Source organism: Sinomicrobium weinanense, from assembly GCF_018863395.1.
In the GTDB taxonomy this organism is placed as follows: domain Bacteria; phylum Bacteroidota; class Bacteroidia; order Flavobacteriales; family Flavobacteriaceae; genus Sinomicrobium; species Sinomicrobium weinanense.
The window spans coordinates 1-25,521 of record NZ_JAHKRR010000010.1; the positions used below are offsets into that span (position 1 = coordinate 1).

Sequence of the window (25,521 nt, forward strand, 5' to 3'; positions counted from 1 at the left end):
AATCTCTGGGGAATAAATCTCCAAGAGAGTACAAACCCAGATTGGGGGAAGAATTCTTCCCCCAATCTAATGATATTAATGAAAATTTATTGAATTTAGAGGTGTCTTAGATTGGGTAAGCCTACAATTATAATCTTGCCCTTTAATGAACGGGTCATAGTCCATGATAAGATTTTCACCGGATCTCAGGCTATCTATAGTTTTTAATATACGTTCGGATATATATTTCTTTTTTAAATTTTTATCGGTTACAGGAGTATCTGTACCATAAAATAGTGTATAAAACTCTTTAAGAAATACTTCTCCTTCACTAACACTATCACTAGGATGCGTGGAGACGTGGATACCGCTTTGATTGTTTATGTTTGCATTATTAGTTTGTGCCTTTTGCTTGCAACCAACAATAATTAATAATGCTACTATCTGAAGAATTATTTTTTTCCATAAAGACATCGTACAATTATTCCATGTCTTTCAACTCATAAAATATTTCTTCCCATTCTCCATCAGGTTGTAGTTGAATTTTATACGTTAACTGTTTACAACAACCAGATGGATGACTTATTGTTAATGTTTTTTCTTCATTATTTATTTCTACAGGAAAAAAACGTATTTTATTTGTAAGATTGTCATCCAGTTCAAATTGCCCATCTTCCTTCTGTATATAATAATTATAACTCGGACCTCCATTTCCACCCTCTGAATTTGTTATGGCAAAGTCTTCTCTTTTGTCAAAATTAAAATCCGAAATGACTATATTTTTGTACGATTCTACTCCAAAACCTGTTTTAATTACTGAATCTTTAGATTGATAAAATGAATGAGTGGTTAACTCTTGGGGATAATACCAAAATTCTGGATTGTATTCAATATTCTGTATCTGATTAGTTTTTATATTAGTTATTTGGATATTAACACTTAGTATTTGATTACTTTTAGGATCTACTTCATCTGGAAAAATGTTATATTCATGTTTTTCAGAAGAAAAATTAATTAAGGTACTATCTTTATCGTAGTTCCTCTCTTTCTTAACTTCTCCCTTATGTTTCTCTGATTTTTCCTGACCTCTACAACTAATAAATAGAAGAATTAATAATATTATAATCGATCGATTTTTTAAATTCATATCAGAAGGTTTTTATATCAATAAATTAAGATAAACCAATAGTTGATTTTTATTTTTCCATTTTAACCAATAAACAATACCTCTTGTATTATTTTTTATTTGAACCCAGTTTTCTTTTATCTGTATTACTTCTACTTCATCATCATCTTGCCAAACTGTTATGTCTATGATATTTCCATTAATCGAATCTCTAGGAGGATTTTGAGTTATATCTTTACTTTCAAAACTGATTACTTGATTTTTTAAAAAACCTTTCCAATTATAAAATTCAAAGTTATTTGAGTCTTTAATATATGAATACTTTTTTTTAGAAGTCATTATTTTATATCCTCCTGAAATTTTCTCCGTACAAACAAAAAAGAGAATTCCATAGTCTGCTTTATTTAATAAAGGTATGGGGTTAGTAATTTTCTCCATATCCATAAAATTTTCGTCCCTATAAAAATTAATCTCTTCATTGCTGTTGATTACTTGTATCAATCCAATTCCCAATTCTTCTAAAAGATCATCGTTTTGATAACCTAATTCAATAGTTTTCTGAGAGTTGCACCCCAAAAACCAAAAAAACAGTAGTAATACAATTATTTGTTTCATTTTATCTTAGTCCTAAGTGAAAGTGATTTTTATGAATAGCAGTTGCTTTTCCCGTTGTATTTTTTATGCTCGTCTTATATGCATAATTTTTATTAAATCCCCATTTTGTGGCTATTCCGAGAATATTTTCTAAAACGGTTACGAATTTATCTTCTGTTCCGTATGTTTTCATTGCGGCAGACCATAAAACCTCTCCTTGACTATTGGCACTCCCCGGGTATCTAATATCAATATCATTACCTATTTTATGTCCAGAATGTCCAATATTTCGACTATCATTTGCGGATATATCATTGTAGTATAATGTTCCTGAAAATCCATTCTTGGGTAAGGAATACAAAAAGCCATAGAAAGCGGCTGCTACTTTTTCATCAATCCAATTATCTCCTCCTTTATCTCTTGCTCCATATCGCCCCCAATTTGGTCCAGTTTCAGTGAATGGTAATAAATTATGATCATTCTTTTCCAAAATATAAGTTTTGATCAACTTTCCTTTATCATATATATTATATCCATATTTATTTGAGGTATTTGAAATCATTACTTTTGAAAACGTAAATTTATCAATTTCAATTTTATATTTATTCATATCGCCCAATACGGCTTGTTCATCGCTGCAACATTCTATACCAAAAATTTCTTTCAAAAACCCTTCTTCTATGTGTAAAGATGTTTTCCCTGCCAGTTCTTCCTTTAAGTATTTATCATACTCATTTAACAACGTTGTCAATTTTTCTTCCCTTTGTCCATATCCTGCTCCAGGAAGACTTGCCCATTCATTTGCACATTTATTAATGGCTTCCTTTATATGACCATTCTTTATTTCATTAATAGCTTTCTTTTTACTAATGACCAAAAATGCGCCATAAGCATCTTGTGCTTTTTTAGAAAAAGACTCTAAATTGTGCTTCCTCTTATATGCCAACCATTTTTCGTCTGTAGTTCTCCAAAATTTTAAGGGGTTACTATTCCAGTTCGTTCTTGTAATTTGATATGCTCCAGCAGCAGTGGAATCATGTTTGGATATATATACATCAGGATGAGTAGACATATCTTTACCATGATCCTTAAATGAACTTCCTCCAACAATTCGGGTATACCCTCCTTCATCTGATGTGCCTTCTCCTATTCTTAACATTCTTAAAAACGCCCTCACCTTAGCCTCACACTCACAAACACCTTTTTCTTCTGTTTTAGGTTCAAACGCCTTCTCCACCATCACATAATTCTCACTCTCCCTGCAGTGCTCTTTATGGCTTTTTTGTTTAAAGACCACTATCGGGTTGGAATAAAACCCGATCTTGTCATCAATCTTAACCAGAGCCATTAACTTGCTTGAAGTGCCTTCCGTGCTCAGTCCTTCCGGGGGGACTTTAATTAACAATTCACCCTTATTGTTTATCTGAGCATCTTTCTCTACATGTATACAACGGTCTTCTTTAAACTTTTCTGTTATCTCTTTCCAACTTAATTTTTGGTTTGTTTTAAGGAAACTATGCCTCTCTTTGAGTTCGAAAAAATAAACGTCTACTTTTTCCCCGACCATATTCGTAAGGTACAGTTTATAGAAAAAAGGGTCGTCTTTATGGATGTGTTTGTATTTTTTAGTATCAGGTGAATCGGTAAAATACTGGTCTATAACATTTACCGATTTTTTTACTATCAATCTATAACGGGAAGGGTAGCTTTCCTTATGACTGTCGCCTTTTATTTTCAGATCAGCGTCCTGCGGGGTTATTTTAAAATACAACTCACCATAGGCTTCCTTAAAAATATTACCAGAAGCTCCCTGCTCCTCTATTTTTTGCCATATATCTTTAGTAATAACAAAACTGTGCTTAAACTCCGTTTCCTGATCAACAACAAGACCTTTTTGTTCGTACACTATATTATGCCCTGTAAAATCGATATCAAATACCTGTATATCTACTTTTTCTCCCTTTAAGCCAATGTGTTTTACATAAACAGTAACTTCCTGGTCAACCCCGGCTTTTCTAATCTTACTACCGTCATTATCGGCCCATTGGCCTTCTGTGATTTCACACTCAATGGCCTCGAAATTGAGTGTGGCAGCCTGTTTTTCATCTGTAATCCAGGCTTTCAGGGTGTATTTTCCCTTATGCAGGTGATCGACCCTTAATCCCTTGTTCTGCCCTTTATTTTGAAAACCGAGAATTTCTTTACCATCCCTAAACAGCTTCCAATGTACTTTTTCTGTTCCTTTCAGGTCGGGAAATATAAGCTCGTCGGCTTTAAACTCCCCTGTACTGCCTATTTTAGGTTGTTTGGTGATCTCTATCCCTTTTACTTCGTTGCGGGTCACGGTTATTTTTGCCGAATCACTTCCTTTACCATCATATTTTTTGCTTGCGTTCTGGCCTTCAAATACTGTTGAAGCCTCAACCACATAGTCCCCTAAGTCATGAAAAGTTTTAGTGAATTTCTGTTTGCCATCAGCTTCATCATAGGGCCTCCGGCCAAGCTGCCATTTAATGGCTGCGGTTTCTTCATCCGTAACTTTATCGCTAAAACGCATTTTTGAAACCGAAAAAGTAACATCTTCTCCCGGTCTGATCACAGTACTCGATGCCTTTATCCCTAAAACTGCATTATCTTTTATTGTTATACTGTGGGTTTTGGCTTCTTCCTTTTGTCCTTCCAACCATACTTTAACCGTATAAGTTCCGTTGGCTTCAAAAATTTTACTATAACCCGCTTTTCCTTCTTCTTTGTCTCCTATAAGTATACCATTGCTGTCATACGTTGCCCAGCGTATTCTATTTTGCTCTTCTTGTGTCGGTTTATACTTATAGTCAGCCACAAAACTATGAGGTACTTTTTTATTTCCTTCGCTTATTCCTTTGACACCTTGCAGTTGATTTTCTTCTACTACTACATCTATGCTCGGTTTTTTATCTTCCCAGTTGGGGGTAACCCCATCGTCTTTAAACTCTCTCCCGTAAGCCGTAACCCTATAATTTCCAGGTTCTTCAAAATGTATTTCAAACTCTTTTCCGGTATTTCTGTATATTGCCAGTTGTTTGCCAAATTTTTCGCCATGACCTTCCGAGACCACCCATCCTATTTGCCCGGCTTCTTTTTCATTTGGGTTTTTTGTATAGCTATTCCCCATATTATAATACCCGAATACAGAAAAATGACAGGTTTCCCCTTTTTGCAGCCAGATTTTTTGGGGCGTTCCGTTCTTTTGCTTTCTGGGTTTCTCTTTGAGTGCTATGGTTTTGACAGCTACTCTTTTTAACGGAACCTCTTCTTTCAGGGCTTCCTGTTCTTCGCCTTCATGTAAGTCATCAGATAAATTTTCATCGGCATGGGCTACATTGGCGGCCGAAAGTTGTTGTGCCTGCCCGTGAAACAGTACGCTTATCTTTCCCGTATATACACATTCCAGTGTAGCCTTTTCCAGCAGGGGCAGGTGACCGTGAACATCGGCGTTTTCATAGGCATCCTTCCATTTTTCGGGGAACTTGTAGGCACAGTCTGTCTTTTTACCATTATTCTGGGCGGTTAGGTATTTGCATACACCAAATTTCAGTCCCTCAAAATCCCGATCGGCATCGGTGGCCAGTATTTTATCCTGTCCGGAGGCATCGTTAATGGATACTTTGTCCTGGCTGGTAACCTTGAGCTGGGCAGGGATGCTTCCCTGATCGCATTGGCAGATCGCTCCCTTACAAACCAATATACCGGTATTTTTAGCCTCTTTTTCCTCAATAGCGCTTTTTTCTTCGGTAGTGGTACTCATAGCCTGTGTATCTTAATGGTTCTTTGGTGGTATTCCTCTCCTTTTATGAATAAGGACTGTTCTGAATTTACCTTCTGAATATATTGGTGGCCGGAGTCAAGAAAATACGTTGCTTTCAGGTCCCCTTTTAATTCATTTGTTGACTGTACAACTATATTCCTGCTTTTAAGTGATCTATTGCAACGTTCCAGATCTATAACATCGGAAACGAGCTTTCCGTTTACGGTTATACTTTTCGGAACCTTATCCTGCATCCGGATATGGTTAACGGTATTAAAAGTGATTTTTTGCCATAACAGCCCGCCAACCATATGCGTGCCCGTTGCTTCTTTGTCCACGCCGTAAAAATGATAGAAATTACAGAAATAACAATTGATAAACGGGTTTCGTTCAATGGCCTCCTGAACCTTTTCATCATTATCGAGTTTGGCATTACGCATGGCTATAAATCTGTCTACAACATCACCGGTATACCGCAAGGTGATATCTTTCTTTTTTTCCTTCCATACTTCCCTGATCTCATCCAGGTTAACAGCCTCGATATATGTTCCATCTATCATTTGTTTTATTTGCAGCTTATCCAGTACTTCTTCTCCTTTCCGGATGACATAGTCGAATGCTGTCTTAGGAGGTAATCCATTGACCAGATAGTCGCTCTTTTCGATCGTGTAATACAGAAAAGGGGCCTGGTTATCTGCGGCTGTACAGCTCATTTTTATTGTAAAAGTGATATGATTCAGCGCATATCTCGGAACAAAATATTCTTCTTTAACGGACACTTTGTAGGTTATTATTCCCTTCCAGGGTTTGGGAATAACTTCTTTAATAGCAATAAGTACAGGGTTCAACCGGTTCATGTTCAGAACAGTTTCAATTTGTCCCCACTTTGTACATCCACCATTTTGTTCGACGCCAGCACCATATCTTCCCGGGTACTGTCTATCCTTACCTTTTCTGCATTCTGTTCTATGTTTTTGGCCGATATCACGGTGTTTTCATCGGATTGCATCGTTGCGTTCTGCGCGGCAACATTAAACTCTTTTCCGGTGTAGATACTGGTGTTATCACCTGCTCCCATACTGATATTCTCACTGGCGCTGATGTCTACATTCTTACCGTTCAGGCTTATGGTCTCCGGGGCGGTAACTTCTATATTGCCCTGCCCGTCCATAAACCAGGTATTCCCTGAAGGGTCTTCGATAAAAATGCTTCCCTCGGCATCGTTCATCTTTATTTTGGTACCGCTGCGACTGTGGATCACTTTAAGATCGTTACCGGCCGTAGCATAACCGCTCTTCTGGCTGCCATTATACATGGTCCCGGTGATATAGGGTTTTTCGGCATTGCCTCCTTCGAAGGCCACCAGTACTTCTTCTCCCTTTTCCGGGACAAAATAAAAACCTTTATTCCCGCCTCCGTGAGGCTGCACCATACGTATCCACGGGCTCTCGTAGTCCCAATGGAACCTGACCTTTACCCGGCCGAGCCCCCTGGGGTCGTTGTTGTCAGTAACCACGGCGGGTTGAGTTTCTGCCACGGGTGGGGTGAGTACGTTGGTGTAAGGCGGGGCCTCTACCGTATCGGGGACGGCGGTAAAATCATTACTGTAATTGCCTGTTTCATCACATAGATGATGTATAGCGGTAATGTAATAGCTTCCGAAAGATTCTTCTTTTACCCCATCGGCCGGGTCTCCTGTCAGGGAATATCTGGGTTCTATTATACTTACAATATCCCCGATCCGCAAGCCGGTCTCTGTGGAAACTCCTTTGGCTGTGACCAATCCGGCTGCCTTGCCCTGTAACTGGGTCCTGACCCTGTCGTGCAGATGGCTCTGGGCATTACCGGCGGTTATAGGATGATGGTAATACAACCCGGCCCCATTGTCCGGGAATATCTTTCTGGAAGCCTGGAGCATGGCCTGGGTAAGCCCGCGGGATTCATGCCCTATTTCCCCGGAGCCTATCCTTTGGGTTTCGGCATATTCCGCGTCATACCCCATATATTGAAAGCCCAGGGGCTTTATGCCCATCTGCCGGCTGAATTGGGATACATTCTGCCCGTAAACCAGGGAAAAATATCGGGGTTGAGGCTTGCCAAAAACCACTTCCGTACCGTTGTAGTAAAACCATTTTCCCTTTTTCCTTGCCAAACGGCACAAAAAAGCAAAGTTACTTTCTTTGTATTGTACGGTATAGTCCAGGGCAATATCCTTGTCTATTTCCATATTGAGCTTTAGGCGCTCCTTATATGAGCCCATTGTATTCCAGACTACGGCAGACAGGTCTTCGCCAATATAAGACCTGGTATCGGGGACCCCATCCAGTAATACGGTAGGGCTGGTACCGGAAATAACGACTTCTCCTGCTGCCCCGCCTTTCCTGTTTACATACACTTCTGTAACCATCCCCTGAAAAACAAGGGGATTATCGTTGCCCCTTATATTTTTAGGCCGTATCTCCATAGAAACGGACTGGCCAACATATTCCTGGGCCCTGTCTATGGCCTCCGGCACAAAAGCCTTGGGAAGGGGTTGCTTTATAAAAAATGTGTGATGGCCAAGTACGCTTTGCGAGATTCCGATACTGGAAAACTTCACCACCGGTTCTCCATCTATTCTTATCCTGATGTCTGTTTGAATCGGCATGGTATATTTTTTTAAATTGAGTTTCGTTTTATTCCGGTACAGATCCGTTCTTTAAAAAGGCGTAAAGTCCAGGGAAGGCTTCTTCAACAGGTTTTTCCTCAAGGTCCGGGTTGCCCCCATACATCAAGCCTACCTCGATATAAGCCTCTATTTTCTTTCTTTCTTTTTTATCGACTGCAGCTATGGCATTGATAAATTCTTTCTCTCCTATAATGCCTATTAAGTCTACCAGTACGGCACCGTGGTCATATCCGGCCGAATCTGAAAAATCCAATACGGACAGTTCCCGGATGGCGTTCTCATCTCCTTCCATGGAAGCCTTTAGCAATGTGCAATAGTGATATGCGTTCTCCTCAGACTTTATAAGTAAAAGTTCACTTACTTCAATACGGTCTACATTACAAGGGGTGTTGCAGGAGAAAAACAGCAAAAAAATCACCAGGTAGAAACAGTTCCTTTTATGCTTGAGTATTTTTTTTGCCATGTCTGATCTTGTCGTTGTTTTACTACTATGTTATTATTCTTTTTTAATGATCATCACTCCATACCTGGTCAGACGACTGAACGGGTTCCAACCCTGTTTTCCCCTTCTCTCAGGGACTGTCGTTGTACTGGTTGTATTCAGGATTTCCATGATCACATCCCATTCTTCCTGTCTGTCTCCCACGGATACATCGTGAGTGACACATCCCCAGCTTTCGGTTCCCATGTGCCACCTGAACCCATCCCTTGCAGTGGTTTCATCCCTGTCATTATAAGGGTCTCCGTCTTTTGAATCCAGCCTGAACCATCCGGAGTGACGGGTATCTGCATCATTGTCCAGAATATCATATCGCCCATCGGGTATAGGCCTTTGCATGGGCTTGTCCGGGTTTCTTGTAACGATCCCATGATCGGCCTGCCCCCCGGTAAAAACATGTTGTACAACCAATATCTGATTGTGGGTCAAATGGCCGTTACTGTCCCTGATGCCTCCCGTTTTATAGTCTGAAGCACTGACCTTAATACCGGGAAGCCCTTCTTTATAATGGTCCAGGTCTATAAGTGCCAGCCTTCCGGTGGACCTGTTAAATACTACTACCACACCCTGAGGTTCCGTCCTGCCCTGATATCTCGATTTGCCTTCCATTCCGATCGGCGCTATCAGCAAACCTCCTGCGCTGACAGGTACAATAAAACTTCGCTTCCCATATTCGTTCAGATAATATTGCTCTTCACGCTCTAAAAGGGATCCCGGACTATTCCCCGGGTTCTGCCTAAGTACCATATTGACTTCCTCGAGGTTAGCGCCTATACGGACGAGATCATCTATTTTGTTTAAGACCTCATTTATTGATCCTACGTTTATATCCATACTTATGCGATCTATATAGCCGGCGGCCAGTTCTTGTCGAACCTGGATCCGTTGATATTGATCTCCTTGGACACAATGGTGATCTCTGCACGCATGGGAAGGGAATCGTCTGAGTCAAAGGCCTCTTCATAAGTCACACAATAGGCTTTTTTAAACTCAAGCCCCCGCATCTTGGACATTCCGTCCCTACGATAAAACACAAACTTCCCGTCCCGGACCTGGCTCGGGTTCCGCATCCAGTCAAAAAGTGAAGTACTTTTGGTCAGCTCTACCAGCACCCGTATACGCCCTCCCCTGGGATCTGCCGCCGGCCGGTCGCTGTGGTCCGTGTCCTGTATCATGGACATTCTGTACTGAAGTACATTCATTTCTTCGTTGTCTATGGTCAATTTGGCAAGAAAACTCATACCCTTATTTCTGTTTTAGTATTAAGAAGCTGTTTAAATTTTTTCCAATGGGCTGCAAAATGATGATTTCAACTCCAATCGTTCTGACTATAACTTAAGTTCTCGATGAAGCCCTTTAAAAAAAGCACAGTAATTATTGATAAGCCTGGGGGCATAGGTTCTGTTCTGCCTTTTGCAGTTTTCTGTGTATTTTGCTAAATATAATATTATACTTTATTCATATGACCCATTTTTTATAAAAAGGTCACTTATCCCATAGAAAACAGGGATATATCCAGAATTGGCTTAGCTTTTAGGAGGAAGGTAAATAAAGGGGAGGGTTCTTCACCATCCCCTTTGAGTAATATTTGATTTGATCACTTATTACAATAATTCAGGGAACGGTTTATACCCATTCGTTGATGTGCTCTCCGCCACCACTGGCTATTACACGGCAGGAGATGGCAAAAGTTTCTGTTAAAGGATTGTCTCCTCTGTGGTCGAAGTTCTCTTTATACTTCACCAGGTATCCTTCGGTGAAATGTACTTCACGAAGTTTGGCATCGGTGTCCCGCTTGATGTAAGTGATCACTCCGTTCTTACGTTCGAAATTGTTGGTCATCCACTCGAAGAAAAAAGAATCCCCGGTAGATTCTACAGTAAGATAAATTCGTCCGCCACGGGTTACTGATGAAGGTCGTCCGGTGGCATCTACTTCCTGTGCCAGGTCGTAGTTGGCGTTGAGAATGTTTACTTTTTTTCCGCCAACAGATAATGTTGCTTTAAATGACATAATGCTTAAATTTTAAAAATTAAGGTTAACAAATAAAAAATACCAAATCAAATATCGAATAATTTACAGCCTGCAATATATTAAACATGAATGTTTTAAGCAAAAAAAATCTCATTAAGGAAATGTTATTTCTCTTTTTGCGACTGAAAACTAAGCTGATAAGAAGTGGTAATGCATGATGCTACCTGAAAGAATATGACATTTATACGGACCCGGAAAAACAGGCTTAAAATCAAAATACATAAGACAGGCCGATCCTGCCAAAATAGTTTCTCCCGTTGCCCGGGTAGAAGTAACGCGGTTGACTTCCTCCAAAACCAACGGCATTGATCAGTACAGAAGCGGCATAATTTGTGTTTAACACATTATTGATCCCTGCATTGAGCCTCAATTTCACAGGCCCGATCAGGGGCAGGGAATACCTTGCAGATGTCGTAAAAATGTTATAAGCCTTACTACTTTGTGTATTGGCATCTGTTAAAGGAATATCATCCACAAACTGATGTGATATATTTAGTGCAACATCATTTCCATATGCAAAATCCAGTCCGGAGCTTAATCTATGCCTGGGCACACCGGTCAAAGGGTTTCCACTGTAATCATTTTCTCCATCAACGAAATCCACAAAACTGTGGTCACTTAGCGTGTATGCAAAAAATGGGGTCAATGACAATGATCCTGAAACAGGAACTGCATACCTGGCTTCCAGTTCCAGCCCTTTATGCCTTGTTTTTCCTGCATTCCTGCCAATATACTGGTCCTCCCCCACACGTTGGGCCACCAACAGGTCTTTGATGTGCATCAGGTAAACCGTGGCATTTACCTGCATGGCCCCGTCAAACAACAAAAACTTTCCTCCTAATTCGTAATTCATTCCTTTCTCCTGGGAAATATCGGGGTTGACAACCCCATCGGGAGTCAATGTTTCCTCCAGGCCCGGGTTGGAAAATCCCCGGTCCACACTGGCAAACAATGATCCGTTTTGCCATCGGTACCGGAGTTTCATACTTGGCAAAAGAATAGGTTTAAAGCTCCGCCTTGCCGATTTATTGTCTTCTCCGATAGTGAACAGATCCTTAAAGTTATACGTCGTTTTATTAAGGTTCAGGCCTACCTGGGCGGAAAGGTTCCCGGTCAAAGGAACTTCAAATGTTGCAAAGATGTTCAGTTGCCTCCGGAATTCCTGGTTATCGCTCAATCTATTTCCCTGAAGGCTTCCGTTGCCATTGTTGTCTTCGTATAAATTTTCAAAAGTACCCCAGTGGTATTCATCTCTATATGCCTCTCCTCCTAATGTAAAATTCCCGCTAAACAGGTTTCCCCTGAAAACAGATCTCAGCCCGAACCCATGGGTAAATTCATCCAGAATATTGAAAGGTCTTGGCTCATAATGGTCCAGATAGGTGTAAAAGACACTTGTGCTGTTCTGAAGTGAACCTTTGAACTGATGAGAATATGTAACCCCTGCCAAAGTATATTTATTGGCCTCATATCCCCGGGCAGCCAGCCAATTGGCATCTGCATGTGTGGGATTCTCTTCAAAATCCGTCTGGTTCAGGGAGCTGGGAATTTGAGCTGTATAGTCAATGTAGTTGAACAAAAAGTCCATCCTGTCATTGTTCCCCAGTTTCACAGAGGAGGTGAGCAATAGGCCATCCCTTTCAAATTGATTGTTCTGCCGGTACCCTTCGGTTTTGAGGTGATTGTAACTAAGGTTTATGTTAAAACCGTTTTCGGAATGCCTGAAGGCCAGGTTGTTCTTGAACATCTTATACGAACCAAAGGTGGAGGAATTGGTAAAGGATGTTTTGCCCGCTTCAGGTGCCCTGGTCCTCAGGATAAGGGCGCCTCCCAGATTGGTACCAAAAGAGGAACCTTTGGGGCCTTTGATCACCTCAATGGCCCCGAGGTTTTCCATGTCATAGGCTTCGATAGTTGAAAACCCGGCACCATTGGTCACGGGAATATTATTAAAATATAATCGCAGCTTATCCGTACCATAGGGTGTTCTTGCGCCGACCCCCCTGATGGTAATGCGGTTGGTGTTCAATGCCCCGGAAAGCAGATATACCCCTGAGATCTGATTGATGGAAGACGCAATGTCCAGCGGACTGTACCTTTCCATTTCTTTGATCCCTATGGTACCCGAAGGAGTTATGCCCACAGCCTTTTTTTCTATCCCTTTCTCAATAAGTATAACTTCTGACAAAGAGGTGATCGAGTCTTTTTTTTGATCCTGGGCGTAAAAAAAAGCAGGTAAAACAAGGAAGGGCAGAAAAAAACGATAGATTGTCATATACCGGGATATAAGCATGAGTTTAACGTGATATTGAATTTTATTTTCATTTGACTTTTTCCTGCACCTTGTATTCTTCCTCCTCATCGGTTCCCTTCGGGGACCTTTTGTGCCAGTAAGATGCCAGTATAGATCCTGTAATGTTCATCAATGGGCCGAAGACTGCCGGCGCAAGCCCCATTGTGGCTATCTTGCCCAAAGAGTTCGCAATGCCGGAGGCAAGCCCTCCGTTCTGCATCCCCACTTCTATCGATATCGTCCGTGCATCGCGTTCGGACATGCCCATGAGGCGTGCAAACCAATATCCCAGGGTATAGCCGAAGAGGTTATGTACGAGCACCAGCAGCATCAGGATGCCCCCGATGTCCAGCAGACTGTCCCTTCCCGCGGCGGTGATCACCACTATGATCAACCCTATGCCGAGCATGGAGATGACCGGCATGGCCCTGTCCAGCCATTTTGCACTGTTCCCGCGGAGCTTGTTGAACAACAGCCCCGCACCGATCGGCAGGATAATCATTTTAACGATGCTCCACATCATGGCCAGCACGTCAATTTCAATGAACTCTCCGGCCAACAGCTTCATCAACAGTGGCGTTACGAAGGGCGCCAACAGCGTGGCTATGGATGTGATCGTTATTGACAGGGCCAGATTTGCTTTGGCCAGAAATGCCATTACATTAGAGGCAACTCCGCTGGGAGAGCAGCCGATCAGCACTATGCCTGCCGCTATCTCCGGGGGGAAGTCACTGATCCAGGCAAGTGCAAAACCCATCAATGGCATAATCATCAATTGAGCCGCTACCCCGACCAGAACCCCTTTCGGGGTCTTGATAATCCCCACAAAATCATTTACGCTCATGGAAGTTCCCATTCCGAACATAATCACCTGGATCAATGGGATGATCAGGACGGTGAACTTAAAATCACCTATGTTTGTGAAGTACTGCGGGTAGTACAGGGCCAACGTTACCCCGGCAAATATCATGGCCGTAAATACGTTGCCGTTCAATGACCTGTACCCACTGAAACCATAGGCACAAAAAACAAAGATCCCTATGATCACAGGTCCGGCATTGGCCAGGTTACCCGTCAGGGCCATTCCGATGGCAATGCAAAGTAAAAGTAGTGAGATCCCCAATGAAGCTGAGTATATGTTCAATTTTTTCAAAAGTCAAGTTTGTTTTGGTTATTCTTATTTTTATTCTTCCATTGAAAATGGCATGGCCTTAGATACTGTCTAATAATTTATGGAGAGGTCCAAATTCTATCAAGGTCTCATTAACGATTGTCCGATCGGCAGGATGGGATGCTGAAACAACCCTTCGACATTTCGACTGCACTTCGGCAGGCTCAGCATACCACACTCAGGATGACAGTTCAGCATGACGGAATGCGTTTTTTTTTGAAACAGCGCCTATAATTTATAGGCCTGTCTCGCCAAAAGCAGCCATTGCCCCTCATCGGAGAGTTTGTAAATCTGCATATTTCCGATCCGGATCTCCAATGGCTCTCCATCCCTGGTAGCGCTGGCCTGAAAAATATGTCGCACCACGGCCGTGTTCCCCGACAGAGTAATGGTCTGTTCCGGGGCCGTCACCTCCAGGAAATCAAAGGGGCCATTGAGCACATCAACGATGAACGCCTCCCTGTCCTGCACCAGTCCGCTGGAATGGCCATAGGTCAACTTTTCCGAACAGAGCCTTTCCAAAACTTCACGGCCCGGGTTTTCCAGGGCCCTGTTAAATTCTGATACCGCGGCCTCAACATCTGCTACCGTGGGCACGGGAGCTGCTGTTTCTGCCTTTGGCGTTGTCCGGTCTTTCTTTTGGTTCCCTTCTCCACAGGACACAAGGGAGAGCAGGGCCATTGCCCAAAACACAATGGCCATAGTGTTCTTTATAGTCATAAATCTCTGGTTTTTGTTTATCTCTACCAGGTCCGCTTGCTCAAGACCTTGTCCAGTTCTGCCCTGGTCATCCGGCCAAGCTCCGGCCTTTCCTTCAGCCATGCAATAAAGTCGTCCTTGATCTTATCGTTCCACTTACTGTCTATCTCACCGGTGGTGTACTTTTTGGATTTTACCATCTCAAAACCGAATACATCCTTAAGTGCCACAAATTCTGCGGTGGCCACCACCTGTTCGGCCAAATGGGCCGGTATAAAGAGTACTCCTTCCTGTTTAGCTATCACCAGGTCTCCCGGAAGTACAATCGCTTCCCCCATTCTAATGGGTACGTTCAGCCCCATGGCTACCATCTCTTCCAAAAAAGAGGGGTGGAAATCCCGGACAAAGGCATTGAAACCATCCAGGTCCTTAATCGCTTCCAGATCCCGGGCACTGCCGTTGAAGATCACCCCGTTGCCCGACTTGGTAAAAATCGATGTGGCCAGGGTGGCCCCCATCAGGGTACCTGCAGCAATCTTACCGAAACCATCGGCTACATAGACATCTCCGGGAGACAGCATTTCAATGGGCCATGAATTGGTGTTTCCTTTCCGGCCCTGTGCCTGTCCGCGTTCTTTGATCTTACTTTCAACGTCCGGGCGGCTCGGCATAAACATGGCCGTAAGTGCACGGCCCACCACGGGCACATCGTCGTGCACCATCTTCCAGTTGCCTTCGAACTGGTTTGTATACCCTTCGTTCTTCAATACCGTCCAGGCATCGTCTATTGCTATTTTCCCGGCACGCTCCAGTAAATCGTCAGGAATGTGCGGACGTCCGTCCGGAAAGCGTTCGCCTTTCCATTCAGAGGTCAAAAAAACAAGCTCTTCTTTCGGGATCGTCTGGCCGAAAAGACCAGCGGATATAAAGAATACAAAAACTGTTGCAATGTTCAATCTGAACATGAATTTCGTCATAATAAAACTAAATGATGTGATTACTATTTTTAATCCAAAGCAGCTATACAATCCATCTCTACCAATGAATTTCCCGGAACCCCTCCGTAGGTGGCGACGGTGGTCCTTACCGGAGGGTTTTTGCCGAACCGCCCCTTGTAGACCTCGTTCATGGCGTGATAATCGTTCAGGTCTGCCAGGTAGACGTTTACTTTAAGTACTTTCTCCATGGAAGATCCGTTCTTTTTGAGTTCCTTTTCCAGTTCGTTGAGGACAATCTCGGTGTGGGCCTTTATTTCAAAAGGCTCAACATGCGCTCCCTTCCCTGCTATATACAATGTATTTCCGTGCTTAACAGCCCCGGAAAACAAAGGGACTTCCTGATCGGTCACAATATCACCCACGACCTCTTTTTTCGGTCCGGACCCTCCGGTCATGGCTTTTGCAGCGGTTGCAGCTCCTGCTCCGAACAAAGCGGCCAAGCCCATTCCAATTCGTTTAAGTGATGATCTTCTCGATGTTTGATTTTCCATAATACAATGTTTAAAATGATTAAATATTTGTTTACTTTTTATCAAGTTATATTTTTAATTCCTGTATAATTCTCTCTGTGTCACTTTGTGCCTGCTTTGTGAATCTTTGTGGTAAAATAAAGTCTATGGCATAAAAAACCACAAAGACCACTGAGTTTTTCACAAAGGTCACAAAGTAGGAACTTTTGGAAATGTTTATCCTTTTTATAGCATACACGGCATTTAGCCATTAACTTATGAGTTTAACAGTTATATAACTCAAACTTTTTATTTTCAGAATTTCAATTGTTCAGGTTGCCAGCGGTGGTCCTCCGGGGACATTCAATTTTTTTCTATTTTGCCTGTAAGATACTTTTTTTGCACCGAACCTGGCCGTTAAATATTCTCCAAGAAAAACGGAACCGGTTATTTCCCCGTCAGCTACTTTTCCGATAAACCAAAAATTTATGGAATTTCCCGGAACCCTGTAATTACTTTTGAGCACCACCTCATTTCCTTCGATCATACCGATCATTTCCTGCATGGCATATTCGCTGGTGTGTGTTCCTGAAATCCAGTTTTTATCCTGTTCGAGGAAAAATTTATGGGTACTTTTACCGGTAAAAAATTCTACATCTGCTTCCCAATGGCCCGAGATATTTTCTTTTGCAGGAGTCATTTCATCGGAACGCGGTTCCCGTTTCCCGGACAGTACATTGTAAAGCCTGTCTGCCACCAATTTGGCATTGCCGGGCCTCATTTGACTCGGGGTAATTGAAATAGAGGTACCATTGTCCTTACTCTGTGCCCCAATAGCCACCCTCGGTTTGTTACGGGCCACTTCTTCTGCGACTTCCTCTCCCCTTATATGAAGTTTGTCCGGATCCCATTTCAGGATCAACCTGGGTGCCCTGTTGTTCAGGCCGGTCGGTGTTGTTATCTCTGAAGTAATACCATTTATCCTGGTCAATTTGGAGGAAATTTCGTCCAGCCAGCCCAACCAGGTATTCCATTCCTTATCGTGATCTCTTGTGGTCCAGGCTTCAACGGCGGCCAGCATTCCCAGCATTTCCTCTTTTCCGATCTTGTTGTCCCTTCCCGGTCCATGATGTGGGGAACTGGCCTGCCAGGCCGCCATGAGCAGATCTTTGTTACCCAACAACAAGCCGGCACATTGCGGACCACAGATGGCCTTTCCTCCACTATATGCGACCACTGTTGCTCCCCGTTCCAGGTGGACACAGGGAATGCTCAGGTCTTCTGCGGCTGCATCGGCAAGGACGGGAATATTCCCGGGTTTGGCCATTTTGCCAATAACCTCCAGGGAAAGCGGTTTTCCCGTTTCATTATCGGGGCCTGTCATGATATAGATCATGGCCGTTCTCGGGTTAATGGCCTGTTTTAACTCTTCGGGGGTATCTACCGTTATGATCTTTACTCCGATATTCCGGATGGCATGGTCGTATACATTCCTTGAACTTCGCGGAATGATGACCTCATTTTTTTCAAAGTCGCCTATATGAGGTATCCTGATCAGTTTTTCGGGGTTCCCCCCGGTTACACAGGCGGCGGTGACATGTTTCATCCCTGCAGCACATCCGGCGGAGATCATTCCCCATTCGGCTTTGGTCAGTTCTGCCAGGCGGCGTCCGATGCCAAAAGCCAGTTCATCATATTGCACAAAATAACCCGATGCGGCTTCCATGGCCTCCAGAACCTCGGGTCTTTCCGTTGAGCCCCCCAGGATCGTAAAGGTTCCCCTGCAATTAATAATGGTCTCAATTCCCAGGGACTCGTAAATATTCTGGTTCCTGGTATAAGGTTTTGCAGCCAGGGGTGCTGGGTTTTTCCAAACAGCCCCAAGCATCGAATCACTGGCCATCAGGCTCCCCGCCAGAGGAATTACGCCTAATTGTTTAATTATTTCCCTTCGCTTCATGGTTGTTTTTTGGTGTTGGTTCGTATTTATTTGTCAGTTTATTTTATAAAGGGAAAAGATTGATAGGAGATTGATCCGGCTACGCCGGAAGATTGAATAAGATTGAAATGTTTAAGATCAATCTCCCAATGACGATCGGGATTCAATCTTCCATCAATCTCCTATCAATCTCTTATTAATCTTATATATCTATTCATCCCATTTCTCACTGGACAGGCCGTTCAGGTCATACACAACCTCGCCGTCCTTTATCGTGACCTCGCACTCCAGTTTCTGATTTCCTTTCATTTGTTTGTCCTCCGTATCCACAAAGCCAAAATCACCTTTTTTAAGGCTTAGGATGGCCACATCCGCAATTGCTCCTACGCTCAGGTGCCCCAGATCGGGCCTTTTGATGTATTGTGCCGGGTTCCATGTAGCAGCGGCCATGACCTCGCCAAGGGGCATGTCCATGTTAATGAATTTGGACATGATATTGAGCATGTCCTTCATTCCTCCATTCATACTTCCGATGTGAAGATCGGTACTGATGGAATTGGGTTTAAAACCTTGCTGCATGGCCGGTATTGCCTGTGAGAAAGCAAAACTTCCGCCGCCATGTCCCACATCGAACACAATACCTTTTTTCTGTGCCTCGAACACAAAGGGTTTTACTTTGCCCTGGTCATTTACCACCCGCTCCCTGCTGCCCAGCGAGGCATAAGCATGGGTAAAGATATCACCGGGTCTTAGTTTTTCTAAAAAGAGTGTTTTTATGGATAGCGCTGGTGTACTGCCTCCAAAATCGATCATTACAGGAACATCGGCCATGGTCCCTGCTACCATGGCACGATCTGTAGGTTCCCATTCGAAGCCTGAGTAATGTGCCAGTTTTACCCCCACCAGTTCGGGAAATCTTTTCACGGTCATGGCGGTTAATTTAGGGTCCATATCGTTAATGTTCTGCTCTATCGCCCCGCCTTTCATTCCGGACCCTACAATGTTCAAAAATGCCAACACCCGGGTTTTCGAGTTATCAATGACGTTCTTTTTAAAAACATGAAAATTTCGCCATCCGGAACTTCCTGCATCCACAATGGTAGTTACCCCGCTCCGGAATGTGAAGTTATCGGGGGCTACACTGTGCATCCCTCCGCTGTACATTCCATTTTCATCGGTACCAAAAAATACATGCCCGTGGATATCGATAAGTCCCGGGGTAACCAATTTATCCCGGGCATCGATCACCTTTTTTGCTTTTTGGACGGATATGCTATTCGCGATCTCAGCGATCTTTCCCCCGGAAATAGCTACATCCATTTTTTTGTTCACACCGCTTTTTGCATCGACAAGGGTCCCGTTCCGGATGAGCAGATCGTATTCCTGTCCCTCGGCAAATTTTAAACAGAACAGGGTTGTTAAAACAATAAGTGTATACTTAAGATCATGTACTTTCATTATTTAAAAGATTAAATTATTCTTTATTTTTTTTCATCATCTGATAGGCCCTGCCCGGTCTTTCCGTGCTAAAGGTTTCAATATTTCCATTATCCTGAAGCGTCAAAAAGGCCCTGGTGCCATCCTTTCCTCCAAAGGCAATATTGGAGACCTTTTTCCCTTTCAACCGGATTTCCTTTAAAACCTCACCTTGCGGGGATACCTTGACCACGGTTCCCTTACCGTAGCGGGCCACGTATAAATTCCCGTCTGCATCGGTGCGCATACCGTCCATTCCAAAGTCATCAAATTTGATGAGTAATCGTTTATTGCTGATATCACCTTCGGGCGAAAGGTCATAGGCCCAGATATTACGCTGAACCGATTCATTGACATAGAGCGTTTTGTTGTCCGGGCTTACTTCTATACCATTTGTGGTCCCCATATCCCCCTCCAGCAGGGTAAATGCACCATCCGTATCAATTCTCCAGATCTGTCCTCTGGAATTGTCCCAATCCGGGTCACTCGCAAATAATATATCGTTATCCATGATCGCTATGTCATTGGGCTGGTTCATCTGATCGTTATGGGCATAGACACTGACCTCTTTGCTATCCATATCCACTTTTAATATATTGTGCATGGTATAATCGGCAATGAGCATATGCCCGCTGCTGTTGAACCGGATACCGTTCCCTGTGCTTCCTTCGGGCAGGGTCACAAAAAGAGAAGCGTTCCCTTCAGCATCTACCCGGCCAATGGTCCCGGGCTTTTTAAAGTTAACCGCATACAGGGTTCCATCGGCATCCACAGCGGGCCCCTCTATTCCCTCGGGGAATCCGAACGGTTCGGTAAAAACACTGTTTTGATACAGTACAGATTCTTTACTGTCACCGTTTTTTTCAGATCCGGCCTCCGACCGTTCACCTGTTTTTTGCCTGCATCCTCCCAAAAGCAGTACACAGCAAAGGACCAACAGTTTAAAATCGTACGGGAAATTACATTTATTATTATAATCCTTAAGTAAGGCCATTACTTTACAATATACGTATTTCATAAAAAAAATCAGTTTTAAGTTATTAGTTTTAAACCATTTACCTTCTATTCCGCAGCATTAGCCTTACGTACACCTGCCACTTCTTCCGGTGTTATTCCGGATGCACTATTGCCAAAACTCTGACGGATATAAGTCAATATACCGGCGATCTCTTCATCAGTCAGCCTATCTAACTTGGGCATGACATTGGTGTAGGATTTTTCGTTAACAAAAATTTCTCCTCTAAGTCCTTTTAACACAACATTGATCAACCTTGTCCTGTCCCCCAAAACCCATTCTGTATTGTTTAGCGGGGGAAAACGATCGTTCCCCAGGCCATTGCGCTGATGGCAGATTGCACAGTATATGTTGTAGAGTTTTCCTCCTTCACCCAGGTTTTCGTCCTTGTACTTATCCAGGTCATCATCTTCCGAGACGATCATATCTTCGTTTTCCACGGGGGTCTTTATATTGGGTGCCGTTCTTTTCCGTTTTTCCATGCCGGCCAGTTGTGCTTCACCGAATTTATCCTTGTCTCCTTTGTACATGATCCTCCAGATCTTTCCTTTTTTGGAATCGGATACGTATAGTGAACCATCGGGGCCCTCAGCCAATCCCATAGGCCTGTAAGTGGCATCACTTGTGTTTAAAATGATCTCCTGTTCTGCAAACCCATCTGCAAATACTTCCCAGGGGCCTGTTGGAACACCGTTTTCCATGGGAACAAAACCGACAAAATAACCGGATTGCGGATACGGGTTACTACTGGTAGAACCGTGGAATGCAATGAAAGCCCCGTTTTTATACCGTTCAGGAAACTGGTCCCCCTTGTAAAACAGGATATCGTTAGGCGCAAAATGTCCGGGGAAGGCTACCACGGGATCGGTCAGTTTATCAATGTCTTCTCCCTGTTTTTCACCATCACCACCGTATTCCGGGCTCAGAAAATAACCGTCCTTGATCTGGTCATAGTAGTGATAAGGCCATCCGGCATCGTCCCCTTCCTTCAGCCTTACAAACACTTCTGAAGGCAGTACAGCGCCTTCCCAGGCCGTAAATTCATTGGGCCAGGTACTGTGCAGATAATCCCTGCCATGTACCACGGCATAGAGGTTGTTGTCCTGTTCATTCCAATCCATCCCCACAACACTGCGTAAACCCGTGGCAAACTTTTGCCCGTCTTCCTGAAACTGGTTCTTCTTGTCCGCATCGAAACGCCACACTCCTCCCCTGGTCTCCAAAAGAGGGCAAGGGAACATCCCGGGAGACAAGGGAGACCTGTCATCGACCTGGCACGCATCTGACGGAGCGCCGAAAACAGTGTACAGGTTGCCTTCCTTATCGAATGCAATGGGTTTGGTATCGTGTTGCCTCGGTGGCTGGGTATCGGTTAAGATCAGTTCCAGTTCGGTATCAGGAACCAGCTCGTCGGTCAGCTTCTGCCTGTAAATACGGGTTACCGAGCTGAAGTACAGATAGCCTTTGTTAATACGCATCTCCGTTCCGTAACTACTGCGGTCGATATAATCGTCAAAGGTTTTGATGATATCTGCCTTGCCATCATTGTCAATATCCCTCAGCGCTGCATTACCGCCTTCATCATCGGGGAACCTCAATTTTACATATATATCCCCGTTCGTGTTTACGGTCAGGTGCCTGGCCCTTCCTTTTAAACTATCAACAACTGCTACGGCTTCAAAATCCCCGGGCAGAAAAAGTCCGGCATTATCCGGGTCTCCGGGAGGTAATCCATCATTTTTTGATGTGCACCCTGCAAAAAGGGAAACTGTTATTGCAAACAACACACCATATGTAAGTAAACGTTTTTTAAAAACGAATGCTATGTTCAGTCCGTTATTATGGTTTAACAATCGGTTCATTTTAATTGGTGATATTATTTTTGTTCGGTTGATTCAACTTATTGAACCCGTATAAACTTTTTCAATCCTTTTACTGCCCAGTTCAACAACAAAGTCAATACGGGTATTTTCTTTATCATGATGACATGTGCTACAATTTCAGTTTGATCCCTTTCTTCTCCAGCCATCCTGTAAGTGCCACCACCAGGTAAGCAAATACAAGGGAGCCCAGAAGACCAATGATGCCGGTATTTAAAACATCGGGCAACCTGAAGTTCACAAACTCCCGTGCCGGATAGATAATGTAGGGCAACAAATAGCAGGTCAGCGTAGCGGTACCTGCCGGGGCGATTATTCGGGCCCAGTTGATGATCTTCTTTTTGTCTGCGATATAGTGCAAAAGCGCAAAGAGCATAAAGCCCATCGCAGAGCATACGGCCAGCCATGAGGGTGTTCCCCTTAATTTTGAGATCCCCCACAACGGCCGGGTCCCCAATCCGTATATCAGACAGATGACCCCAATGGCAACAAGGATGGCATATGCCTGTTTTATACTGGCTTTGGACCACTTGTCGAAGACCAGTGAAGCTACAATCCCGGCGGTGGTAAATCCGGGAACGGTACCTCCCAGGATGGTTGAAGCATAGCTGAACACACCATCCGGTTTCAATGCCATTTCGGTCTGGCCCAATACAGAGAGGATATTAAAAACCAGCCAGGCCGCTATCATTATTGCGAAATTCCCCCTGGCATAAAGAAAAACAAGGGCGTTGACCAGATAGGCCCAGCCTATGAGCCCCAGGATACCCCACCATTGCGTACGCATCCAATGCTCACCGGATGCCCCCCCTTTATAGATGATTGCCAGAAACAACAGGACCAGGATGCCCAAAACCTGTAACGGGAAGTGCCATTTTTTTGGAACGGGGCTTTTTTTCCAATGGGTCCAGATAAGGAATACAGCCACGGCCATGAAAATACACCAGAGGTACTTTCCTATGATGATCCCATCGTCATAGGCAGTTTCATAATTTACCATATATACGCCTATCAGCAACAGGGAAAACGACCTGATCAGGATGTGCCTGGCTATGGTCCATTGACTATCTCCCCGACCCAACCGGTTTTTAATGGCAAGGGGAATGCTGAGGCCAACAATGAACAGGAACAAGGGAAAGATAATATCCGAAAATCCCAGATAGTCTTCACTGGCTTTGGCATGCTCCAGCCATTTGGGCACCTCTTTCAAGGTCCAGAAATCATTGACCCAAATCATGAAAAACATGGTCAATGCCCTTAGAATGTCTATTGATCTCAGTCGCATAATAATCTGCCGTATTAAAAGTTAGGTCCGCCCGTATCCCACCAAAGCCTGGTGCCCCCGTTGTCGGGGCCGCCAAGTTTGGTAACGGCATCCTTAACACCTTCCGGATTGGTTGACCGCTCGTTATCTACAAACGGTATCCTTCTTATCTGGATCTCCGTATCGACCGTACCGGCACTCTGGTTGCTCACTACCGGAAAGATCCTGGGATATCCCGTACGCCTGAATTCACTCCAGGCCTCCTGTCCATCCGGGAACACGGCGATCCATTTTTGGGTGATGATCTTTTCGAGCTTGGTCTCGTTGTTGTCGGCATCGTTCCAGGCTATGGTAATATCACTTGTCGCTGCAATATTGTTAGACGGATTTACCGGGTCTTTATAATCTGCCGGGGTGGAAACATTGTCCGCCATGTAGGTCGACACCCCACCGATACCCCGCTGCTCAAAGGAAGTGGTAATACCCATTTCGTAATTGGCCCGGGCATCTCCGGCACCGCTCCAACCTCTCAGGGCGGCTTCGGCCTTTAGAAAATACACTTCGGCTGCGGTCATTAATTGCACACTGGTCTGGTGGATATTGTCATTGATCACCGCAAAACGTATATAATCTCCTTTCTGATCTAATTCATCGGCATACCCGCTCAACAACGGCATTCCTCCCCTTACGCCCTTTAAAGCTCCGGGGACTATGGGCTCTGTATCAGAATCTCCGGGGTTTACTTCCAGAAAATAAGCTCCGGCCCGCGGATCATTGAACCCGGACAGCACAGACTCCATAAAGGCATTCATCCTGATATCTCCCCAGGAATTGTCAATGGTCTGCAACGGGTGTGAAACGGCACTGTTGACAAAGAAACCATCTCCATTGGTCTCTATGACCCCTAACGGGTGGTTCAGTGCTTTTTCGCCTTCGGCCTTTGCCGTGGCCGGATCGATCTTTGAAATTCGTATGGCCAGTCTGAGCCTGAGTGAATTGGCCAGTTTAACCCATTGCGAATAATCTCCGCCATAGGAGAGATCAAAGGCCGTAAACCTGGAACTGTCCAGATCTTCCATAAGATTGGCCACCCCCGTATCGAGGTCTGCAAAAAATGCGTGGTATGCTTCTTCCTGCGAGTCGTACACCCCGGCTTTTTCCAGATCGCCGAAATTCGTGTATACGATAGGGCCAAAGATATCGGACACCCTGTGCATGGCGGCCACCTTAAGTATCAGGGACACTGCGTAGAATGTGGGATATTCGTCCTTGGCCAGCTCTTCAATGGTCTCGACATTGTTCATGACATTGGAATAGGGAACAGACCAAATGGTATTGTTCCACCCCCCTACCAGGTTATAGGTCGTATTGTTCGCCCCTGCAATGAACGGCCTTGGAGGGGTCATATAGCCCGAGTATACGTCGGCATTCAAATTTTGCTGCAATTGGTATGACGATGCCGGATCGTATTTATAAATGTTCTCGAAAATAGGTTTATACAACGATCCTATATGCTGGAAATCGACCTCGAGCTCTTCTTCGGTTATATCTCTCGGGTTCGTATTCAGTTCATCAAAATTTTCTGTACAGGATACTAAAACTCCCAGTACAGCTATCATTATGTTTAGTTTTTTAATACTTTTCATAAGA

Annotated in this window: 20 protein-coding genes; all 20 read right to left on the reverse strand. The window is 43.9% G+C overall.

Translation table 11 applies throughout. The features are described from left to right. Nucleotides 1-460: 460 nt before the first annotated feature. Nucleotides 461-1,126, reverse strand: coding sequence for an XAC2610-related protein (locus KN811_RS18865; RefSeq protein WP_187967318.1), 666 nt, complete (start codon nt 1,124-1,126; stop codon nt 461-463). A 12-nt stretch (nt 1,127-1,138) separates the two neighbouring features. Further along, on the reverse strand, nt 1,139-1,720 hold the full coding sequence (locus tag KN811_RS18870; RefSeq protein ID WP_187967317.1) for a hypothetical protein: 582 nt from the start codon (nt 1,718-1,720) through the stop codon (nt 1,139-1,141). 1 nt (nt 1,721) lies between these two features. Continuing rightward, nucleotides 1,722-5,486, reverse strand: coding sequence for a PAAR-like protein (locus tag KN811_RS18875; RefSeq protein ID WP_187967316.1), 3,765 nt, complete (start codon nt 5,484-5,486; stop codon nt 1,722-1,724). Next, nucleotides 5,483-6,343: a hypothetical protein gene (locus KN811_RS18880; RefSeq protein WP_187967315.1), complete on the reverse strand. Its 861-nt coding sequence runs from the start codon at nt 6,341-6,343 to the stop codon at nt 5,483-5,485. The genes KN811_RS18875 and KN811_RS18880 overlap by 4 nt, the downstream gene beginning before the upstream one ends. A gap of 2 nt (nt 6,344-6,345) precedes the next feature. After that, nucleotides 6,346-8,133, reverse strand: coding sequence for a type VI secretion system Vgr family protein (locus KN811_RS18885; protein WP_187967314.1), 1,788 nt, complete (start codon nt 8,131-8,133; stop codon nt 6,346-6,348). 28 nt (nt 8,134-8,161) lie between these two features. Next, on the reverse strand, nt 8,162-8,617 hold the full coding sequence (locus KN811_RS18890; protein WP_187967313.1) for a hypothetical protein: 456 nt from the start codon (nt 8,615-8,617) through the stop codon (nt 8,162-8,164). A gap of 33 nt (nt 8,618-8,650) precedes the next feature. Beyond that, on the reverse strand, nt 8,651-9,487 hold the full coding sequence (locus KN811_RS18895; RefSeq protein WP_187967312.1) for a DUF2778 domain-containing protein: 837 nt from the start codon (nt 9,485-9,487) through the stop codon (nt 8,651-8,653). Between the two features lie 11 nt (nt 9,488-9,498). Beyond that, nucleotides 9,499-9,894, reverse strand: coding sequence for a type VI secretion system tube protein TssD (tssD, locus tag KN811_RS18900; RefSeq protein ID WP_187967311.1), 396 nt, complete (start codon nt 9,892-9,894; stop codon nt 9,499-9,501). A 385-nt stretch (nt 9,895-10,279) separates the two neighbouring features. Then, nucleotides 10,280-10,666: a type VI secretion system tube protein TssD gene (gene tssD / locus KN811_RS18905; protein WP_187967310.1), complete on the reverse strand. Its 387-nt coding sequence runs from the start codon at nt 10,664-10,666 to the stop codon at nt 10,280-10,282. A gap of 232 nt (nt 10,667-10,898) precedes the next feature. Next, nucleotides 10,899-12,875 carry a TonB-dependent receptor family protein gene (locus KN811_RS18910; RefSeq protein WP_247716561.1) on the reverse strand — a complete coding sequence of 659 codons (1,977 nt, stop codon included), beginning with the start codon at nt 12,873-12,875 and terminating at the stop codon, nt 10,899-10,901. Nucleotides 12,876-13,008: 133 nt separating this feature from the next. Next, on the reverse strand, nt 13,009-14,133 hold the full coding sequence (locus KN811_RS18915; protein WP_247716562.1) for a bile acid:sodium symporter family protein: 1,125 nt from the start codon (nt 14,131-14,133) through the stop codon (nt 13,009-13,011). A 246-nt stretch (nt 14,134-14,379) separates the two neighbouring features. Next, on the reverse strand, nt 14,380-14,871 hold the full coding sequence (locus KN811_RS18920) for a nuclear transport factor 2 family protein (RefSeq protein ID WP_187967308.1): 492 nt from the start codon (nt 14,869-14,871) through the stop codon (nt 14,380-14,382). A gap of 23 nt (nt 14,872-14,894) precedes the next feature. Continuing rightward, nucleotides 14,895-15,815, reverse strand: coding sequence for an RraA family protein (locus KN811_RS18925; RefSeq protein WP_187967307.1), 921 nt, complete (start codon nt 15,813-15,815; stop codon nt 14,895-14,897). Between the two features lie 41 nt (nt 15,816-15,856). Continuing rightward, nucleotides 15,857-16,339, reverse strand: a complete 483-nt coding sequence (locus tag KN811_RS18930; protein ID WP_187967306.1) for a RidA family protein — start codon at nt 16,337-16,339, stop codon at nt 15,857-15,859. A gap of 289 nt (nt 16,340-16,628) precedes the next feature. Continuing rightward, nucleotides 16,629-18,257, reverse strand: a complete 1,629-nt coding sequence (locus tag KN811_RS18935) for an aminotransferase class V-fold PLP-dependent enzyme (protein ID WP_187967305.1) — start codon at nt 18,255-18,257, stop codon at nt 16,629-16,631. A 189-nt stretch (nt 18,258-18,446) separates the two neighbouring features. Further along, complete coding sequence (locus tag KN811_RS18940; RefSeq protein WP_187967112.1) at nt 18,447-19,694, reverse strand: amidohydrolase/deacetylase family metallohydrolase; 1,248 nt, start codon at nt 19,692-19,694, stop codon at nt 18,447-18,449. 16 nt (nt 19,695-19,710) lie between these two features. Further along, a complete protein-coding gene (locus KN811_RS18945) occupies nt 19,711-20,730 on the reverse strand; it encodes an SMP-30/gluconolactonase/LRE family protein (RefSeq protein ID WP_247716563.1) in 1,020 nt (339 codons plus the stop codon). A gap of 44 nt (nt 20,731-20,774) precedes the next feature. Further along, the gene (locus KN811_RS18950) at nt 20,775-22,589 is read right to left on the reverse strand and encodes a PQQ-dependent sugar dehydrogenase (protein WP_187967111.1); all 1,815 of its coding nucleotides are present in this window, start codon (nt 22,587-22,589) and stop codon (nt 20,775-20,777) included. A gap of 130 nt (nt 22,590-22,719) precedes the next feature. Then, the gene (locus tag KN811_RS18955) at nt 22,720-23,892 is read right to left on the reverse strand and encodes a heparan-alpha-glucosaminide N-acetyltransferase domain-containing protein (protein ID WP_187967110.1); all 1,173 of its coding nucleotides are present in this window, start codon (nt 23,890-23,892) and stop codon (nt 22,720-22,722) included. A 14-nt stretch (nt 23,893-23,906) separates the two neighbouring features. Further along, nucleotides 23,907-25,517 (reverse strand): RagB/SusD family nutrient uptake outer membrane protein, encoded by a 1,611-nt coding sequence (locus KN811_RS18960; RefSeq protein WP_187967109.1) that lies wholly within the window; start codon nt 25,515-25,517, stop codon nt 23,907-23,909. Nucleotides 25,518-25,521 lie beyond the last annotated feature (4 nt).

Bases quoted from the DNA above. Each gene is read 5' to 3' on its own strand.
- KN811_RS18895 (WP_187967312.1), bottom strand. From the start codon at position 9,487: ATGGATATAAACGTAGGATCAATAAATGAGGTCTTAAACAAAATAGAT.
- tssD (WP_187967311.1), bottom strand. From the start codon at position 9,894: ATGAGTTTTCTTGCCAAATTGACCATAGACAACGAAGAAATGAATGTA.
- KN811_RS18925 (WP_187967307.1), bottom strand. From the start codon at position 15,815: ATGTTCAGATTGAACATTGCAACAGTTTTTGTATTCTTTATATCCGCT.
- KN811_RS18880 (WP_187967315.1), bottom strand. From the start codon at position 6,343: ATGAACCGGTTGAACCCTGTACTTATTGCTATTAAAGAAGTTATTCCC.
- KN811_RS18930 (WP_187967306.1), bottom strand. From the start codon at position 16,339: ATGGAAAATCAAACATCGAGAAGATCATCACTTAAACGAATTGGAATG.
- KN811_RS18950 (WP_187967111.1), bottom strand. From the start codon at position 22,589: ATGAACCGATTGTTAAACCATAATAACGGACTGAACATAGCATTCGTT.
- KN811_RS18865 (WP_187967318.1), bottom strand. From the start codon at position 1,126: ATGAATTTAAAAAATCGATCGATTATAATATTATTAATTCTTCTATTT.
- KN811_RS18870 (WP_187967317.1), bottom strand. From the start codon at position 1,720: ATGAAACAAATAATTGTATTACTACTGTTTTTTTGGTTTTTGGGGTGC.
- tssD (WP_187967310.1), bottom strand. From the start codon at position 10,666: ATGTCATTTAAAGCAACATTATCTGTTGGCGGAAAAAAAGTAAACATT.
- KN811_RS18935 (WP_187967305.1), bottom strand. From the start codon at position 18,257: ATGAAGCGAAGGGAAATAATTAAACAATTAGGCGTAATTCCTCTGGCG.
- KN811_RS18940 (WP_187967112.1), bottom strand. From the start codon at position 19,694: ATGAAAGTACATGATCTTAAGTATACACTTATTGTTTTAACAACCCTG.
- KN811_RS18920 (WP_187967308.1), bottom strand. From the start codon at position 14,871: ATGACTATAAAGAACACTATGGCCATTGTGTTTTGGGCAATGGCCCTG.
- KN811_RS18960 (WP_187967109.1), bottom strand. From the start codon at position 25,517: ATGAAAAGTATTAAAAAACTAAACATAATGATAGCTGTACTGGGAGTT.
- KN811_RS18890 (WP_187967313.1), bottom strand. From the start codon at position 8,617: ATGGCAAAAAAAATACTCAAGCATAAAAGGAACTGTTTCTACCTGGTG.
- KN811_RS18875 (WP_187967316.1), bottom strand. From the start codon at position 5,486: ATGAGTACCACTACCGAAGAAAAAAGCGCTATTGAGGAAAAAGAGGCT.
- KN811_RS18955 (WP_187967110.1), bottom strand. From the start codon at position 23,892: ATGCGACTGAGATCAATAGACATTCTAAGGGCATTGACCATGTTTTTC.
- KN811_RS18945 (WP_247716563.1), bottom strand. From the start codon at position 20,730: ATGAAATACGTATATTGTAAAGTAATGGCCTTACTTAAGGATTATAAT.
- KN811_RS18885 (WP_187967314.1), bottom strand. From the start codon at position 8,133: ATGCCGATTCAAACAGACATCAGGATAAGAATAGATGGAGAACCGGTG.